Genomic DNA, 17215 nt, shown 5'->3' on the forward strand with positions numbered 1-17215 from the left:
GGTCGTACGGCGGGGCGGCGAAGAGTCAGCCGTCCGCGGTCACGCCCGGTCTCAGATGAAGTAGTACCAGGAAGCCATGTCCTCCACTGTAGCCGACGGGCGCGGCGGACGAACGGAATGTGCGGCGCTGCGACCCGCCCGCACCGGTTCGCGCGGGTCCGGCTCTTTCCCGCACGCGGTCCGCCACGTCCCGGCGCCGGTCCCAGCATTTGAGACGCCGGAGCGTTACGTTGCGAGGACGCGGACGCCTGACGGAGACTCCGACCGGGAACGCGTACGTCCGTTTCCCGTACCCCTGAGAGAGTTCGGAACACCCACCGTGAGTCTGCTGCGCAAAAAGCCTTTGGAGCGAGCCGTCAAGGAGGCTCGTGGAGAGGGCGAACAACAACTTCGCCGGGATCTTTCCGCGCTCGATCTGACCATCCTCGGGGTCGGTGTCATTCTCGGCACCGGAATCTTCGTGCTGACCGGTACGGTGGCCCGGAACATGGCCGGGCCCGCCGTGGCGCTCTCCTTCGTCGTCGCCGCCGCGGTCTGCGCCTGCGCCGCGCTGTGCTACGCCGAATTCGCCTCCTCGGTCCCGGTCGCGGGCTCCGCGTACTCGTATTCGTACACCTCGCTCGGCGAACTGCCCGCCTGGATCATCGGCTGGGCGCTCAGCCTCGAACTGACTCTGGCCACCGCGGTGGTGGCGGTCGGCTGGTCCGGTTATCTGCAATCGATGCTGAACAGCCTCGGGCTGCACCTGCCCGCCGCGCTGAGCGGGGGCGACGACGCCGTGGTGAATCTTCCCGCGGCGCTTCTCGTGCTCGTCCTGGGCGCGGTGCTCGTCGTCGGCGGAAAGCTGTCCAAGGGCGTCACCAATGTGCTGGTCGGCATCAAGCTGGCGATTGTGCTGCTGGTCATCGTCGCCGGGCTGTTCTTCATCGACACCGCGAATTACAGCCCGTTCGTGCCGGAGGCCCAGCACACCGCCGAGGTGTCCGGACTACAGGCGCCGCTGTTGCAGCTGTTGACGGGCATCACCCCGACGGCATTCGGTGTCGCGGGAATTCTCAGCGCCGCCGCCATGGTCTTCTTCGCCTACATCGGTTTCGACATGGTGGCGACCTCCGCCGAGGAGACCCGCCGGCCGCAGCGTGATCTGCCCATCGGCATCATCGCCTCGTTGATCATCGTCACCGTGCTGTACGTGGCGGTGTGCCTGGTGGTCACCGGAATGCAGCACTATTCGCAGTTGTCGGTCAAGGCTCCGCTGGCCGACGCCTTCACCGCGAAAGGCCATCCCTTCTTCGCCACGGTCATCAGCCTCGGCGCGGTGGTCGGCCTCGCGGCGGTGAGCCTGATCTGCTTCCGGTCGCAGAGCCGCGTCATCTTCGCGATGGCCCGGGACGGGCTGCTGCCGAAGGCGCTGTGCCGGGTGGACCCGCGGCACGGCACCCCGAAGGCCAACCTGATCGTGCTCGCCGTGATCATGGCTGCGCTGGCCGCGTTCCTGAAGTTCGACCTGCTCGCCGAAATGGTCAACATCGGCACGCTGTTCGCCTTCGCTTCGGTCTCCGCCAGTGTGCTGATCATGCGGCGCACCGCCCCCGACCTGCCCCGCGCGTTCCGTACGCCGTGGGTGCCGTTCATCCCGCTGGTCTCGCTGCTGTGCTGCCTGTACCTGATGCTCAACCTCCAGCTGATCACCTGGGTCGGCTTCCTGGTGTGGCTCGCGGTCGGCCTCGCGCTGTACTTCGGCTACGGCCGGCGGCACAGCAAGCTCAACGAGCGGGCACGGGGCGCGGTGGAAGAGGCCGACGTCACGGTGTAGCGGTACGGCGGGCCGGGCGGGCCCGTACGGCAGCGTGCATGGCCTCGGTGCCGCACACCCGTACACCCGTACATCCGTATTCGCGTACAACGGACCGGCGCGCTCCCGGGAAGAGGGTGCGCCGGTCCGCTCCGTCCTCACTTCGCCGCGGGCAGCTCCGCCAGGAACTCCAGCAGCGCGGCGGTGACCTCGTCCGGCCGCTCCTGCTGCGTCCAGTGGCCGCAACCGGTCAGGGCCGGGGCCTGCCGCAGGTTCGGCATCAGCCGTTCCAGGGCGGGCAGTAGCTGATCGACGCCCGGGAAGGCCCGGACCAGGTCGCGGTCGCCCGCCATGTACAACGCGGGTACGTCGATGCCACGCCCCTGGAACGGCGCGAGCAGTTCCCAGCTACGGTCGATGTTGCGGTACCAGTTCAGGCCGCCGGTGAAGGCACGGTCACCGTGCCGGGCGAACTCGCCGACGAAGGTCTCGATGTCCTCCTCGGTCAGCCAGCCGGGCAGCTCCGCCGGCTCCTCCATCGTGTCCAGCAGCTTGGCGCCCTCCGGAACGACCCACGGGCGCGGCGGGTCGGTGAACGGGCTGTCGCCGGAGCCGTTGGACAGTATCGCGCGGAAGGTGGCGGTGGGGTTCTGGGCCAGTTCGGCGTCGGCGACGCCCGGTTCCTGGAAGTAGACCTGGTAGAAGCCGTCCCCGAGCAACTCCCTCAGGTGGGCCAGCGGCGCTCGGGGAGAGCGCGGCGCGGGCGGCACGCTCAGCCCGACGACCCCGCGCACCACGTCCGGGCGGAGCTGCGCCGTCGTCCAGGCCACCGGGGCGCCCCAGTCGTGGCCGACGACGACCGCCCGCTCCTCCCCCAGCGCGTGGATCAGCCCGATCACGTCACCGGTCAGGTGCAGCATGGTGTACGAGGCGATGTCGGCCGGCTGGTCGCTGCGCGCGTAACCGCGCTGGTCCGGTGCCACGACCCGGTACCCGGCCGCCGCCAGCGGCGCGAACTGGTGGCGCCAGGAGTACCAGCACTCCGGGAAGCCGTGCAGGAGCAGGACCAGGGGCCCCTCCCCCTGTTCGGCGATGTGCAGCCGGACGCCGTTCACCTCGACGGAGCTGTGCTCCACTGCGCTGGACACATGTCCTCCCGCGGTCGTCTGCCGGACGCACCGTTCGGTGCGGGGTCTCACGTGGCCCGTCGATCGGTGCGAGGTCTCACGTGACGCACCGAACGGTACGGGCAACGGCCGCGCGGCGGAACGCCTTCGGGCGGGCTTCACCCCCGGCCGTCGGGGGTACTGGCGGGCGGCGGCGCGGGGGCGCCGACGATCACCTGGGTGGTGTGCCGGACAGTCGGCGCGTCGGCGCTGGTCACGGTGGTCGTCATGGCTCCGGCCGGCCCCGGGGCGGCCCCCTGCCGCGGGGTGAGGTGGAAGGGGGTGAAGGCCACGCCCTGTTCGACATCCCCCAGCGCGCAGGTGATGATCTGGCCCGCCGGCGCGCACCGGTGCCCCTTGTCCACCCAGGTGACGTCCGCCAGGCCCGCGAGGACGGACAGGTCGATCCGTACCGTGACGCCCTTGACGACGTGCGGTTCCCGGGCCTTCAGCGTGATCCGGTACTCCGCCGGGAGGTCGTCCCGGACCGGGAGGCGGTACCGGGGGAGGTAGTACGTGTCCGTCGTGTCGGCGAGTGTCAGCTCCGGCCCCGCGGCGGGTACTCCACCGGCGACGGCGGCCACCGGCGCATTACCGCCGGCCGTCACCGTCACGGCCAGCGTCACCAGCACCGCGGCCGCGGTGGCCCCCGCCACGCGCTGCGACCGCGTCCCCGTCATCGATCCGTTCATACGAGGCCAGACCGGCGCGGATGCAAGATGGTTGCACGCTGGACCAAAATCGGGCGGCCCGCCGGGACGCATCCGCCCCCGCTGTCCCCGTCACTGCATTCCGGTTCCGTCCCGGGGCCGGGTGCCCGGCATGAGCTGGACCAGGATCGTGTCGTCGTCCTCGATGACGAAGGCGGGGTCGGTACGGGCGCGCCAGCCGACGGGCAGGACGTAGTAGCGGCGGTCGCGTTCGAGGATCAGGCGCAGCCCGGTGTAGCGGTAGCGGTAGTGCATGCCCGGGAGGGTTTCGGTCATCAGGCCGGGGCCGGTCAGGCTGAGGCGTTCGACGCTCAGCACGACGACGGCGGGGCGGCGGACGAGGTGGGCGGCGGTCGAGCGGGCGTCCTGCGTACCGAGGTGGCCCGCGACCAGGGCGATCACCCAGACGAGGAACAGCGCCGCCGCCGCGATGGGGAAGCCCTTGCGCCACGGGCCACGCGGTGGGCGTACCGGGTTCGCCGCGTCGCTCTGGCCCAGCACGAGGCCGGTGGCCACCAGCAGCGGCGCCGCCCACCCGTACGGCTGGATGTGCTGCCACAGCAGCATCAGCACGACACCGGCGGCCACGAACAGGACGTACTGGCGGGCGACGGCCCGGCCGGCGCGGCGCACCCCGAGGGTGACGCGGTGCGGGACGCGGAGCGAGACGAGCAGTTCCGGCAGGCGCGGCGTCACGGCCAGGAGGGCGAGGCCGATGAGGACCGGCAGGGTCACCAGGCGCAGACTCCAGATGATCATCTGTGGGAAGCCGAAGCCGAGGATCGACGCGCGGACGTGGAAGTAGGCGAAGTAGGCGCTGCTGTGCATGACGCCCGCGTAGAACATCAGGCCGCCGACGATCGATCCGGCGCCAAGGACGGTATTGGCCCACTCGAAACGCTGACCGGGCTGCGGCGGCGTGTCGGTACCGGCGGCGCGCGGCGGCGGGGCGGCCCGCCGGAGCTGTCTGCGGCGCCGGGCGCGGGCACGGGCCGCGGCGGCGGCCGGATAGTCCGGCACGGCAGGCGGGGCGCCCATCGCCGGATCAGGGCACGTCGGTGGCGGCCGGGCTGGGGCCGGGCCGGGTGTTCCCGGTGTCCGACCGGGAAGGCTGCTGGGCCTCCTCGGTCGGGCCGCCTCCCCCGTTCCGTCCGTACTGCCCGGTGTCCGTCCGCGAAGGGCCGGGGGCAGCCTCGCCCGTCGGCGGGGAGGAGTCGTCCACGCGGCACGATACCTGCTGCCCCGTGGAGTCGGTGCACGAGGGCACGGGCGTCTCGTGGCCCTGGCTGGGTGTGTCGCCGACGCCGATCGTCTCCGGGCTGCCGGTGTCCTCCGGCGGCTGTGACACCGGTGTGATCGGGTCGCCGCCCTGGCTGTACGCGGCCGAGCCGCCGCCGGCGCCGTGCGAGCCGTCCCCGGCACCGGGCCCACCCGCGCTCGCCCCTGGCGCGCCCGGCCCGCCGCCGTCCGAGGCACCGCTCCCGCACACCGACGATGCGGCGCCGCCGGTCCCCGCGCCGGGCGGGACGTCACCGGGGCCGGTCCCGCCGGACCGGCCACAAGCTGTGGTGGTGGCGAGAATAACCAGCACCACCGTTGCGGTGGCGCGACCGGCTTTCGCTGCTGCGGACCTCATCCCGGACCCCCGTCCCCCGCGAGCCGCTGCTGCGAGGCTAGCAGCGGCCCGGCGGCCGGTCACCGGCCCGCGGAGGGCGCATCAAGCGGGTCGCGCGCCCCCGGCGCCGCTCCCCGCGCTCCGTCCGGCGCCCCTCCGCGCAGGCCCTCCGGTGCCCGTCCTGCCCGCCCTAGTCCAGGTAATCGCGCAGTAGCTGGGAACGCGACGGGTGGCGGAGTTTCGACATGGTCTTGTTCTCGATCTGGCGGATCCGCTCGCGCGTGACGCCGTAGACCTTGCCGATCTCGTCGAGCGTCTTGGGCTGCCCGTCCTTGAGGCCGTAACGCATGGAGACGACACCGGCCTCCCGGTCGGCCAGGGTCTCCAGGATGGAGCGAAGCTGCTGCTGGAGGAAGGAGAAGCCGACGGCCTCCGCCGGGACGACCGCTTCGGTGTCCTCGATCAGGTCGCCGAACTCGCTGTCGCCCTCCTCGCCCAGCGGGGTGTGCAGGGATATCGGTTCACGGCCGTATTTCTGTACTTCGATGACCTTTTCCGGGGCCATGTCGAGTTCCTTGGCCAGTTCTTCCGGAGTGGGTTCGCGGCCGGTGTCCTGGAGCAACTGGCGCTGAATCCGCGCCACCTTGTTGATGATCTCCACCATGTGGACGGGAATACGGATCGTCCGCGCCTGGTCGGCCATCGCCCGGGTGATGGCCTGGCGAATCCACCACGTCGCGTACGTCGAGAATTTGAATCCCTTGACGTAGTCGAACTTCTCGACCGCGCGGATCAGACCGAGGTTGCCCTCCTGGATCAGGTCCAGGAAGAGCATGCCGCGGCCGGTGTAGCGCTTGGCGAGCGAGACGACGAGCCGGAGGTTGGCCTCGACCAGGTGCTCCTTGGCGCGGGCGCCGTCCGCGACCAGGATCTCCAGTTCGCGCCGGAGCTTCCCGGCGGGCTCGCCGGTGTCCAGCTTCTCCTGGGCGAACAGCCCGGCCTCGACGCGCTTGGCCAGCTCCACCTCCTGCTCGGCGTTGAGCAGCGGCACCTTGCCGATCAGCTTCAGGTAGTCCTTGACCGGGTCGGCGGAGGCTCCGGCGCCGGCGACCTGCTGCGCCGGCGCGTCCCCCTCGTCGCCGTGGGACAGGGTGAATCCGCCGGCCGCCTCGATCGCCGTACCGTCGGACGGTACGGCTTCCGGGGCCGGGGACTCGGCTGTCTCCTGCGGTCGCATGACGGGCGAGGTGAGTGACACGAGGAACCTCTCGATACACATAGGCACGGTGCACGGCGAGCACCTCTTTGTTCATCGCGCACTTACCGGTGGTTTGTTACACCACCATTCCCGTGATCTGAATCACGGTGGTCCGGCGGGGTGCCCGTGCCCGGCTCGTCCGGCGGCCGCAGCATGATCACGTGGGTGGTGTTCCGTTCGATCGCGGCACGGCCGTACAGGAGCGGAAAGGCGCCGTCCGCCGCCCAGTCCGCGAAGAGGTCACGGTAGTGCGGGCTGTCCGGGTCGCCGGACTGGCCGGGCGCGTTCATGGCCACCGAGGCGTCCCAGTCGCCGACGTCGATCACCAGCCGGAAGGTGGCTCCGGTGGTCTGCCGGAAGTCCGTGCCGTACGCGGTGGCATCGACCGTGTCGCCGCTGCCGCCGCGCGGCGCGGGCCCGGCCCGGGTCCAGTCCGGCGCCTGCTCGCCCAGCCACGCGGCGAGCGGATGCCGTGGTTCCGCCTGGTGCAGGGCTCCCCAGGTCCAGCGGGCGCGGTCCGGTCCGAGCAGCCGTCCGAGCTCGGCGAGCGCGGCGGGGAGGGTTTCGAGGACGGCCGTACGCAGGGTGCCCTCCGGGTCGGGGCCGAGCCGGTCGCCCGGTGTGAGCAGCAGGTCCAGGTCGACCCGGGGGTCCGTGGTGGCGGCGTCGCCGACGGGCAGGACGCGGGCCGACGCGGCGGCCCGCCGGTCCGGGGGCAGCAGACGGGCCAGCGCCCGTTCCCGTACGGCCGGACACAGGTGCCGCCGGAACCAGACCTCGAAGAGCGCCGCGGGCAGGGAGTCGGGGGCCAGCTCGCCGTCCCAGGCGCGGAGCTGCTCCAGCGCCCATGCCACGTCCGGGTCGTCGCTGCCGACGCCGGCCAGCAGCGGCTGGACGCGGCGTGCGGTCAGACTGGTGTGGTCGGTCTGCAGGCGCACGCAGTCCGCTACGGTCCAGCCGGTGCGTGCGGCCAGTTCCGCGGCGATCCGGTCGTGGCGGACGGGCGCGTGCCAGTCGTAGGTGACGGTCCGGTCGGCGTTCGGGTAGCCGGGCGGCAGGTTCATCTGGTTGGCCGTGGCGAACCAGCCCTGCTCGGGGTCGCGTACGGACGGCAGCGAACCCACGGGGTGGAAGCCCGCCCACTCGTAGCGGCCGTCGCCGGGCACCGGGAGCGTGCCGTCCCAGTTCGGTCGGTCGGGGACCCGGCCGGCGGGCTGCCAGCCGATGGTCCCGTCGGGCGCGGCGTACACCTGGTTCTCGCCGGGGGCGCCCCACCGGTCCATCGCGGTGACGAAGGCGTCCGGGCCGTCCGCTGTCATGTACCCGGTACTGCCCAGGTACGGGGCCATGCCGGGGCCGAGCCAGGCCGCCCGTACCGCGAACGCGGTGCCGCGCTCCGGGTCGTCGTGGATCACCGGGCCGTGCCGGGTGAACCACAAATCGACGGTGGCCGGCTGCCCGGCGTCGCGTACCGGGACCGTCTCGGTGACCCGGCGCATCGGCTCCCAGTGGCCGTCGTACCAGTACTCCCGCGGGTCGGCGGGGTTGGTGCGGTAGACGTACAGGTCCTCCTGGTCGATCGGGAAGATCGTCAGCCCGAAGGCGATCCGGCCGTTGTGGCCGATGGAGATGCCGGGCAGCGCGGGTTCCCCTGCGCCGATGGCGTCGATGCCGGGGGCCGACAGGTGCGCGAGGTAGCGCAGCGCGGGCAGGGTGACGGCGCGGTGCGGGTCGTTGGCGAGCAGCGGGCGGCCGGTGGCGGTACGGGACGGGGCGATCACCCAGTTGTTGCTGCCGTCCGGCCCTCGGAACGGCCCGCCGTTCTCCCACGGCGGCGTGGTGGCCAGCCGGTAGACGCGGAGCACGTCGTCAGGGATGACGGACAGGTCCAGGCCCTCCGGTACGCGGAGGTCGTGCGCCGGCTCCCGTACCCGGCGCAGGTCCTCGGCTTCGGGGCCGTGGTCACGCAGGGTCAGCGCGCGGGCGACCTCCTGCTCCACGTTGTAGAAGAGGCCGTGGCTGCGGATACGGGCGACGTCGGCGGGCTCCCAGTAAGCGGGCCGGTGACCGAGCAGCGCGAACTCGGGCGGCAGGTGCGTGGGATCGGCCCGGCAGAGCGCGACGTACGCGTTGACACCGCGCACGAAGGCGCCGGCGACGCGCTCCGTACCGGGTCCGTAGGCGGACCATTCGGCGGCCATGTCGCCGCGGTACAGGAAGAGCCGGGCCGCCCGGTCGTGTTCGAGGCAGCTCTCCCCGAACACCTCGGAGAGCAGTCCGAGTCCGCGGCGCCGCCACAGGTCGATCTGGAAGAGCCGGTCCCGGGCGGCGTTGAACCCCTGGGCGAGGAAGAGGTCGTCCTGGGAGGCTGCGTACAGGTGGGGCACGCCCCAGCGGTCGACACGGATCTCGACGGGGGCGGTGAGGCCGGGGAGGGTGAAGCTGGTGGTGCGCGGGGCATGTGTCTCCATGGTGGTCCGTGGTCCGTGATCCGGTACGCAGGTACGCAGGTGCGGCCGGACGGGCGTGCTCAGAGCGACGGCTCGTACCGGCCGTCGACCGCCGTCCACCCGCCGTCGACCGCCAGGACGCTGCCGGTGACGAACGTGGACGCGTCCGAGACGAGGTAGACGACGGCGCCCGCGATCTCGTCGGCGCGGGCCCAGCGCCGTAGCGCGGACGCCTGCGCGTAGGCGTCGTACCACTGCGGGTCGGCGGCGATCTGGTCGGTGAGCGGCGTACGGACCACTCCGGGCGCCACCGCGTTGAACCGGACGCCGCGCGGCCCCCACTCCGCCGCGGCCGTCCGCAGGAACTGCACCAGCCCTGCTTTGGACGCCGCGTACACGCTCTGCCCCGGTTCGACCTGGACGGCGCGCATCGAGGCCAGACCGACCACGCTGCCCCGGGCGCGCTCCGCCATGGCGGGTGCCACGGCCTGGACGAGGGTGAAGACCGCCCGCAGGTTGAGGGCGACGACCCGGTCGAACTCGGCGGCGGTGTAGTCGGTGATCCGCTTGCGCACGTTGACGCCGACGGTCACGACCAGGCCGTCCAGGGCGCCCCACCGCGCGGCCGCGTCCCGTACCGCGTCGTCGTCCAGCACGTCGAGGGGGAACGCGGTCGCCGTGCCGGTCCGGCTGCCGGGGGCCGGGGGCTCAGCGGCGGCTGCCTCGGCCGCCGAGACCGCGCCGGCCGCGTCCACGTCGGCGACGATCACCTCGGCGCCGTGGGCGGCGAGGGCGTGTACCGCCTCCCGCCCGATCCCGCCGGCCCCGCCGACGACCGCGATCCGCCGCCCGTCCAGACGGAACAGCTTCGCGTACTCGGTCACCTGGTCCATGGTGTGCTCCGGGGTCGTAGGGGCTACGGGGGTGTGCTCCGGGGGGCGTGGGCGCAGGCTCCGCGGTGGTGGGGGTTACGGGGGCGGGCTTCGCGGTCGCGGCGGTTACGGGGGCGGGCTTCGCGGTCGCGGGGGTTACGGGAGAGTGCTCCGGGATCGGATCGCAGGGAATACGGACGGTGTGCTCCGGGGTCGCCGGGGTACGGCCCGTATCGTCGCCGTCCGCGGCGCTCACGGGCGGATCACCACCATCCGCGTCACCGTCAGTTCCTCGATCGCGAACCGCGGGCCCTCGCGGCCCAGCCCCGAGTCCTTGACGCCGCCGTACGGAGCCACGTCGCTGCGGTAGCCCGGCACCTCGTTGATCACCACGCCGCCGACGTCGAGCGCGTCCAGCGCCCGGAAGGCGGCGTCCAGGCCACGGGTGAAGACCGCCGCGTGCAGTCCGTACCGCCCGGCGTTGACCAGCTCGTACGCCGCGTCCAGGTCCGGGACCGTACGCAGCGCGACGACCGGCCCGAAGATCTCCTCGTCCCAGGCGGGCTGGCCGTCCGGCACCTCCGCCAGCAGGGTCGGCGCCACGCACCGGCCGACGCGGGTGCCGCCCGCCACCAGTCGCGCCCCGGCGGCTCGGGCCCGGTCGATCCAGGTCAGCACACGTTCGGTGGCAGCCTCGTCGATGAGGGCGGCGACCTGGGTGCGCTCCTCGCGCGGGTCGCCGACGACGACGCCGGGCAGCCGTTCGGCGATCCGCCGCTCCAGTTCGCCGGCGATCTCCGCGACGGCGATCACGCGTTGCACGGCGATGCACGCCTGGCCGGAGGCGTAGTAGCCGCCACGGGCCACAGCGTCCGCGGCGGCGTCCAGGTCGGCGTCGGCGGCGACCACGAGGGCCGCGTTCGAGCCGAGTTCGAGCACCACTTTGCGGGGCGCGGCGTCCCGGGCGATGCGGTGGCCGACGGCGGCGGAGCCGGTGAAGGAGACCGCGGCGACCTCGGGGTGCGTGGTCAGGGCGCAGCCGACCTCGGTGTCGCCGGTGACCAGTTGGACGGCGCCGGCGGGCGCGCCGGCCGCGGCGAGGCGTTCCCGTACCAGGTGGACCAGCCACAGGGTGGCCAGCGGAGTGGCCGGGGCCGGTTTGACGATCACCGGGCAGCCGGCCGCGAGCGCCGGGGCGATCTTGTGGGAGGCCAGCATCATCGGGTAGTTGAAGCCCGCGATGCCGACCACGACACCGACCGGGCGCCGGGTCCAGAACCCGAACAAGCCGTCCCCCGAGGGCAGCAGGTCCAGCGGCACCGTCTCCCCGTGGATGTGCACCACCTCGTCGGCCGCGGCCTGCCAGGTGGCCACGGCCCGCCGTACTTCGGTACGGCAGTCGGTGCGCGGCTTGCCCGTCTCCCGTACGAGCAGATCCTCCATCGGACCGGCCACGTCCTCCAGGTCCGCCGCCACGGCGCCCAGCACCTGACGCCGCACGCGCGAGGCCAGCTTCGCGACCCGGGGGCGGGCAGCCGCGGCGTGTTCGACGGCTCGGCGGGCGAGGTCCGGGTCCCCCACCGGCGCCGTGGCGAACTCCTCGCCGTCGTACGGGAAGATCACCGGGCCGGTACGCGGGGCGGGCACCCAGCCGTCGCCTACGGGGAGACGGCCAGGAGGGACGGGCGGGGCGAGCGGCACGTCGACGGGCTGGGCGGGAGACACGTCCGCGGGCGGAGTGGGAGACACGTCCACGGGCTGGGCAGGAGGCACGTTCGGCGCGTCGTCGCGGCTGCCGGGAGGTCTCATGCCATGTCGCCGCCTTCGGGGCGGAGGGATTTGGGCCCAGGCCCGGTGCGGGCGTCGCTCCCGTCGAGAAAGCGCCGGGCCGCGACCGCGTACACCCGCGCGTACTCGGCGATCTCCCGCACCTCCACGTACTCGTCCTTCTGGTGGGCGATCCACTTGCCGCCCGGCCCGTAGACGACGGTCGGCAGGCCCGCGTCGCGGGTGAGGATCGTCCCGTCGGTCGTGCCGGGGACCGCGCCGAACGGCGGCTCGACGCCGTGCACCTGCCGGTGGCCGGCCACCAGGCTCTCGACGAGCGGGTGGCCGGCGGCGATTTCCACGGCCGGGCGGTCGTCGACGACGGTCAGCTCGACCGTGACCCCCACGTCGGCCGCGGCGGTCACGGCCGTCCGCCGCAGCCGTTCGACGAGCTCGGCGTGGTCCGTGCCGGGCACGGTCCGTACGTCGATGCCGAGCACGCCGTGGCCGGGGATGACGTTGAGCTGGTCGGGGTCGCCGGCGCACAGCACCGTCGGGGTGACGGTCACCGTACCGGCGTGCGGGTGGGTTCCGTACCGCCCGGCCGCCCACTTCTCGGCCTCCGCGAGCGCGGCGACGATGCGCGCACCCGCGACGAGGGGGTTACGGCCCTCCTGAGGCATCGCGCCGTGCGCCATCACCCCGCGCAGGTCCAGCCGGAGGCGGATGCCGCCGCGGGCCGAGGTGCACACCTCGTACCCCTCCGGCTCGCAGACGACGACACCGTCCACCTCGGCGGCCGGCGGCGAGGCGGCGAACGCCTTGGCGCCGAGCATCAGCCCTTCCTCGTCGCACAGCACGCCGACGACGATCCGGCCGGGGAACGGTCCCTCCTGCTGGAGCGCCCGCACCCCGTAGATCATGGCTGCCACCCCGGACTTCATGTCCGCGGCGCCGCGCCCCCACAGCCGCCCGTCGCGAATCTCCGCGCCGTACGGATCGACGCTCCACGCGGCGGCGTCGCCCTCCGTCACGACATCCGTGTGCCCCTCGAACATCAGCGTGCGGCCCGGCCCGCCACCGCCCTCGACGACCGCGACGACGTTGGGCCGTCCGGGGGCGACCTCGACGACATCGTGCGGCCAGCCGAACTCGGTGAAGAGCCGGCAGAGGAGGTCGGCGGCAGGCTGCTCGACGGTGGTGGCGCCCGCGGCGTTCACGGTCCGCAGCCGGACCAGTTCCTGAGTGAGGGCCACGGCGGCCTGTTCGTCGACCGGCGGCACGGCGTCCGACGGCTCGCCCGCCGCCGGTACGCCCACCGACGGTACGCCGATGTCCGAACCGGGCGGCACCACGCTCGGGCTGCTGTGCACGGCACCCTCCAACTCCCCTGGCATCACGTCAGGAGACTGGTCGGACCAGGACCAGACGGTCCCCCGTACTGTGCTGGCCCGCTCGCTCACGGGTCAAGAGGGGCACGACGGGCCAAGAGGGTCATAGCCGGCGAGGGGGCGGAGGAGGGACCGTGGCAGGGTTTCGCCGCCCCCTCGGCTAGAGCTATTGCCGCGTGGGTTTCGGGGGGGGTGCGTCGTTGGGCGTGCGCGTGGTTGGGCGCGTGCGTCGTAGGGCGCGTACGTGATTGGCCACGTACGTGGTTAGCCGCGCGCGCTCGCGGCGGAGCAGCGGTAGAGGCTCTGGCTGGCACCGGCCCCGGCCCCGGCTTTGCCCCCAGCTCCAGCTTGCTGCCCGCCCCCGCCGCTCCCACTCCCACTACCGCTCCCGGCGCGCGTCTCGCCGCCGTACGCCGACGGGTCGACCTTCTCGCACGCCGACCGCACCCACCGGCTGATCCGCGCCGTCTCCGAGGTCCCCACGTCGTCCCCCGCGCCGACGAGCGCGAAGCGCAGTTTCCCGGCCGCCACCAGCCGCTGGTACTCGCTGAGGGTGACCGGTTCGGTCCCCGCCGCGAAGCCGCCGAGCGGCAGGACGACGGAGCCGCCGAGGCGGATGTACGGCTCCGCGGTGAGCAGCCCGGCGGAGAAGGCGTAGTCGGCGGAGCCGCGGCGACGCTCGACGTAGTCGAGGATCTTGCGCTGGGTGTCCGTCAGCCGGGTGGGCGTGCCGAGCGTGGAGTCCTGCGGGCCCGCGGACGCCGAGTGCGCGGAGCCGGTGTACCGGGGGTTCAGGACGGACAGCGACCAGGTGGCGGGCGCCGCCGTCATGGTGACGCAGCCGGCGATCAGTCCGGCGGTGGCGATGCGCCGCGCGCGGGCGCGCTGACGGGCGCGGGGGTACTGCTGCGCGCGGGCGTGCGCCGGGGCGCGGGACGCGTCCGGTCCGCCTCGGGAATCCGGCCCACTCCGGGAATCCGGCCCACTCCGGGCGCCCGGTCCGTCGTCGGCGCGCCGGGCGCGGAGGATGCCGTGGGAGAGCAGGCCGAGGGCGGTGAGCGCCGTCACGATGATGACGGGGATCAACCACGGCACCCAACCGGACTGGCCGGAGACGAGATACACCGCCCAGGCCGCCTGCGCCGCGATGACGCCCGGAAGCAGCCACGTACGCAAGGCCGCCCAGGCTCCGCTTCCGGCGCGTCGCCCTACAGCCTGACTCCCCGACACCTGACGCTCCGCCACCTGACGGCGCGTTACGACCGTGCCTTCCTCCCGACGATGGGCGCGCCACAGCGTCACGACTCCGGCGGCGGACAGCGCGGCGAGGCCGGGAGCGAGGGCGGCCATGTACGTGGCGTGCGGGACGTTGATGGCGCTCATGACCGCCGCCGCCGTCAACAGCCAGCCGCCCCACAGCAGGTAGCCGCCGCGTACCGGGTCCGTACGGGGCTGTTTGCGGCGGGTGACGAAGCCGAGGACGAGGGCGGACAGCGCCAGCGGGAACAGCCAGCCGATCTGCTGCGCCAGGGGTGCGCGGAAGAGCTTGAGCCAGCCGCTGGTGGGGGCGCCCACCGCCACGTGCGATCCGCCGCCGCCTCGGGCCTGCTGGGCGCCCTTCGCCAGGCCGGTGCCGGGCGCGGATTTCGCCCCCGAACCGGCTTGCCCCGGCGCGTGCCGCCCGGAACCGGTCTTGGCGGACGTCTCCGCAGAACCCTTGGGGGAAGTCTTGGCCCCACCCTTGGCCCCGGCCCCGCCACCCGCTCCGGACGCGCCCTTGGCCGCCCCCGGAGCCGTACTGTTGGCGGCATCAATGTTCCATCCGGACTTCAGCCGGTCGAAGCCGTTGTAGCCGAACACCATCGACAGGGCGCTGTTGTCGCGCGACCCGTCCACGTACGGCCGTGCGTCCTTCGGGACGACGGTCATCAGCAGGACCCAGGAGAACGAGACGGCCAACAGCACCGCGCCCGCGACCAGCAGATGGCCGAGCCGTTTGCGCAGCGCGGCCGGTGACACGACGAAGTACGCGACGGCGAGGGCCGGCACGATGATCCACGCCTGCATCATCGCCGCCTGGAAGGCCAGGCCCACCCAGACGGCCGCCAGCAGCAGGGGGCGCAGCCGCCCGGTGGCCATCGCCTTCGCGCACTGGTCGGCGGCCAGCACCAGGCACATGGTCAGCGGCGCCTCCAGCAGCGCGTGCCCGAACATCGACGCCGCCACCGGCGTGAGGGTCAGCACTCCGGCGGCGAGCAGACCGGCCGCCGGGCCGCGCCAGCGCCGTACCGTGCGGTGGATCACCAGGACACAGACGACGCCCTCGACGCATTGCGGGAGCGTCAGGGCCCAGTTGCTGTACCCGAAGATCCGCGCGGACAGCGCCTGCGGCCACAGGAAACCGCCGATCTTGTCCAGGGTGACGGTGGACGCCGGGTCGAAGGCGGTGAAGAGGAACGCCTTCCAGCTCTCCGACATGCTGCGGACGGCGGCGGCGTAATAGCCCGCGTAGTCGCTGCTGGTGATGTTCCAGGCGTACAGCATCGCGGCGAGCGCGGCGATGCCCAGGAGGGCGGGCCGGTCCCAGCGCGGCCGGCCCATCGGGGTGTGCCAGAACTGCCAGCGGCCGTGCGGCCGTTCGGTGAGGACGGGCCGGTCCACGAAGGTGGTGGCGGACATGGTGGTCTCTCCCGGAAGCGGAGGGGGTCGGGGCACCGCAGGGCGACGGTGGTGTTTCCGGCGCGGGCACGACCGTGCGGGGCACCGTCGCAGGCGGCGCCTTCGGAGGCCGGCGGCCTCGCGCCGAGGCCGGTTTTCGGGGGGAGTGCATTACCGGCGGCGACGGCACCGGAATAGCGGGATGTCCCGCCACAGGAATAGGGCACGGCCGTACGGGGGTTCCGATGCCGCCTCGGACACGTCACCTCACCGTGCCACGTGAACATGAGAGAAACATGAGCCACGGAAGCGGAATGATGAATCCTGCTGCGTCCAGCACGTTTCCGGTCAATCCCCCGAAGCGAACCCTCCGGTTGCCACCACCGGGAATTCCCGCCCCCGCAGGAACGCTTCCCCTCCCCCGGGCACCCAACACCACCCACCCGACCTGCACTTCCGCCCACCCGTCCACCCCCACCCGCCGTCGCGCCCTCCCCCCCTCACCCGACCACCCACGGCCGGCCACTTTCCGCCCTCCTCCCTGCGCTCCCCTCCATTAACGACAGCACAAAGCATGGCCGATACCAGCCCCTCACAAGAGGGGGATAGTTCGCACACAGCAATTACACAGCCGAGTGAATACCGACGACCTGACACCCCGACAGAGCCATCGTCCACCGGCCACGGCCCACTCCCCGGCTTGCGCGAGACGCGCCGAGAGAGCGCGGGAACGTATCTTCTGCCCGTCACCGACCCGGACGCTTCTCGGACCGGCCCGGTGGCGGACCGCAACCCAGGAGAGTGCCTCCCTGTTGGATCTGAACATGAACGGCGCACAGAACCCTCCACCCCCACAGCCACATCCCCGCCCTGCGCCTCAAACACACCATCCCAACCCGACAGCCCACAGCTCACACGAATCACCGGACGGAAGCACCCCGATCTTCGACCAGCTGCTCAGGGAATGGCACACCGGCGCCCTCCGGCCGCGACCGTCCTGGCCGCTGGAGGGCAACCAGAGGTGAACACCAGCGCACTTGCCCGACCCGGCCGCCGACTGCCGCACGGCCGGGTCGGGGGCACGAGGCACACAAGGCCGACTGCGGACCGCGCACCCTGCGTCCGGCAGCCGCCCGGCCTGATTCCGGTGGGTGATGGACACGATTGACTACTTGAGCGCTGAAGCTCTGCCTGCCGCGTCGGCCGTGAAAGTGACTGAAGCGTTGTCAGTGGCTCGCGATAGGTTGTGGGAACACGCGAAAGCACAGTTCCTGGGGGGGGACCTATGGCCGGTGACGGCTTTGACATAGATACGGACCAACTCAAGTCCGCGGCGCCGCGTTTCCACCGGGAAGCGGACGCGCTGGCGAAGGCGACGAGCAAACTCAAAGGCTCGCTGGACGGCCTCGGCTCGCCGTGGGGAGACGACGAGCAGGGGCAGAAGTTCCAGCACATGTACGCCCCGCACCGCGAGCAAATAGAAAAGGCCGCCCAAGCCTTGGTCAAGGGACTGGAAAGCATCTCCAAGGCCAT

At 72.5% G+C, this 17215-nt stretch carries 11 protein-coding genes and 1 pseudogene; 2 read left to right on the top strand and 10 right to left on the bottom strand.

Going from position 1 to position 17215, the window contains the following annotated elements:
* Positions 1-319 precede the first annotated feature (319 nt).
* The gene (locus ACZ4QV_RS35720) at positions 320-1816 is read left to right on the top strand and encodes an amino acid permease (protein ID WP_361877636.1); all 1497 of its coding nucleotides are present in this window, start codon (positions 320-322) and stop codon (positions 1814-1816) included.
* Between the two features lie 137 nt (positions 1817-1953).
* On the opposite strand, the gene ACZ4QV_RS35725 is transcribed toward ACZ4QV_RS35720, so the two are convergent.
* From ACZ4QV_RS35725 to ACZ4QV_RS35770, 10 genes and pseudogenes are all read right to left on the bottom strand, one after another.
* Positions 1954-2943 carry an alpha/beta fold hydrolase gene (locus ACZ4QV_RS35725; protein WP_467763997.1) on the bottom strand — a complete coding sequence of 330 codons (990 nt, stop codon included), beginning with the start codon at positions 2941-2943 and terminating at the stop codon, positions 1954-1956.
* 137 nt (positions 2944-3080) lie between these two features.
* Positions 3081-3641, bottom strand: a complete 561-nt coding sequence (locus ACZ4QV_RS35730) for a hypothetical protein (RefSeq protein WP_361592292.1) — start codon at positions 3639-3641, stop codon at positions 3081-3083.
* A 102-nt stretch (positions 3642-3743) separates the two neighbouring features.
* Positions 3744-4709, bottom strand: coding sequence for a hypothetical protein (locus tag ACZ4QV_RS35735; protein WP_467763998.1), 966 nt, complete (start codon positions 4707-4709; stop codon positions 3744-3746).
* Positions 4710-4716: 7 nt separating this feature from the next.
* The gene (locus ACZ4QV_RS35740; protein WP_467763999.1) at positions 4717-5307 is read right to left on the bottom strand and encodes a hypothetical protein; all 591 of its coding nucleotides are present in this window, start codon (positions 5305-5307) and stop codon (positions 4717-4719) included.
* 169 nt (positions 5308-5476) lie between these two features.
* Positions 5477-6457 (bottom strand): annotated as a pseudogene (locus ACZ4QV_RS35745) (RNA polymerase sigma factor); the annotation flags it as partial.
* Positions 6458-6606: 149 nt separating this feature from the next.
* Positions 6607-9015 carry a penicillin acylase family protein gene (locus ACZ4QV_RS35750; protein ID WP_467764000.1) on the bottom strand — a complete coding sequence of 803 codons (2409 nt, stop codon included), beginning with the start codon at positions 9013-9015 and terminating at the stop codon, positions 6607-6609.
* 59 nt (positions 9016-9074) lie between these two features.
* Positions 9075-9887 carry an SDR family NAD(P)-dependent oxidoreductase gene (locus tag ACZ4QV_RS35755; protein WP_467764001.1) on the bottom strand — a complete coding sequence of 271 codons (813 nt, stop codon included), beginning with the start codon at positions 9885-9887 and terminating at the stop codon, positions 9075-9077.
* 231 nt (positions 9888-10118) lie between these two features.
* A complete protein-coding gene (locus ACZ4QV_RS35760; protein ID WP_467764002.1) occupies positions 10119-11675 on the bottom strand; it encodes an aldehyde dehydrogenase family protein in 1557 nt (518 codons plus the stop codon).
* Entirely contained in the window at positions 11672-13006 is a 1335-nt protein-coding gene (locus tag ACZ4QV_RS35765) for a M20 family metallopeptidase (RefSeq protein ID WP_467764003.1), read from the bottom strand. Before ACZ4QV_RS35765 ends, ACZ4QV_RS35760 begins: the two co-directional genes overlap by 4 nt.
* A gap of 282 nt (positions 13007-13288) precedes the next feature.
* Positions 13289-15703: an ArnT family glycosyltransferase gene (locus tag ACZ4QV_RS35770; RefSeq protein ID WP_467764004.1), complete on the bottom strand. Its 2415-nt coding sequence runs from the start codon at positions 15701-15703 to the stop codon at positions 13289-13291.
* Positions 15704-16967: 1264 nt separating this feature from the next.
* On the opposite strand from ACZ4QV_RS35770, the gene ACZ4QV_RS35775 reads away from it, so the two are divergent.
* The coding region (locus ACZ4QV_RS35775; protein WP_361592277.1) for a WXG100 family type VII secretion target at positions 16968-17215 on the top strand (248 nt) is incomplete at its 3' end.

Source organism: Streptomyces sp. NPDC026394 (genome assembly GCF_055567735.1).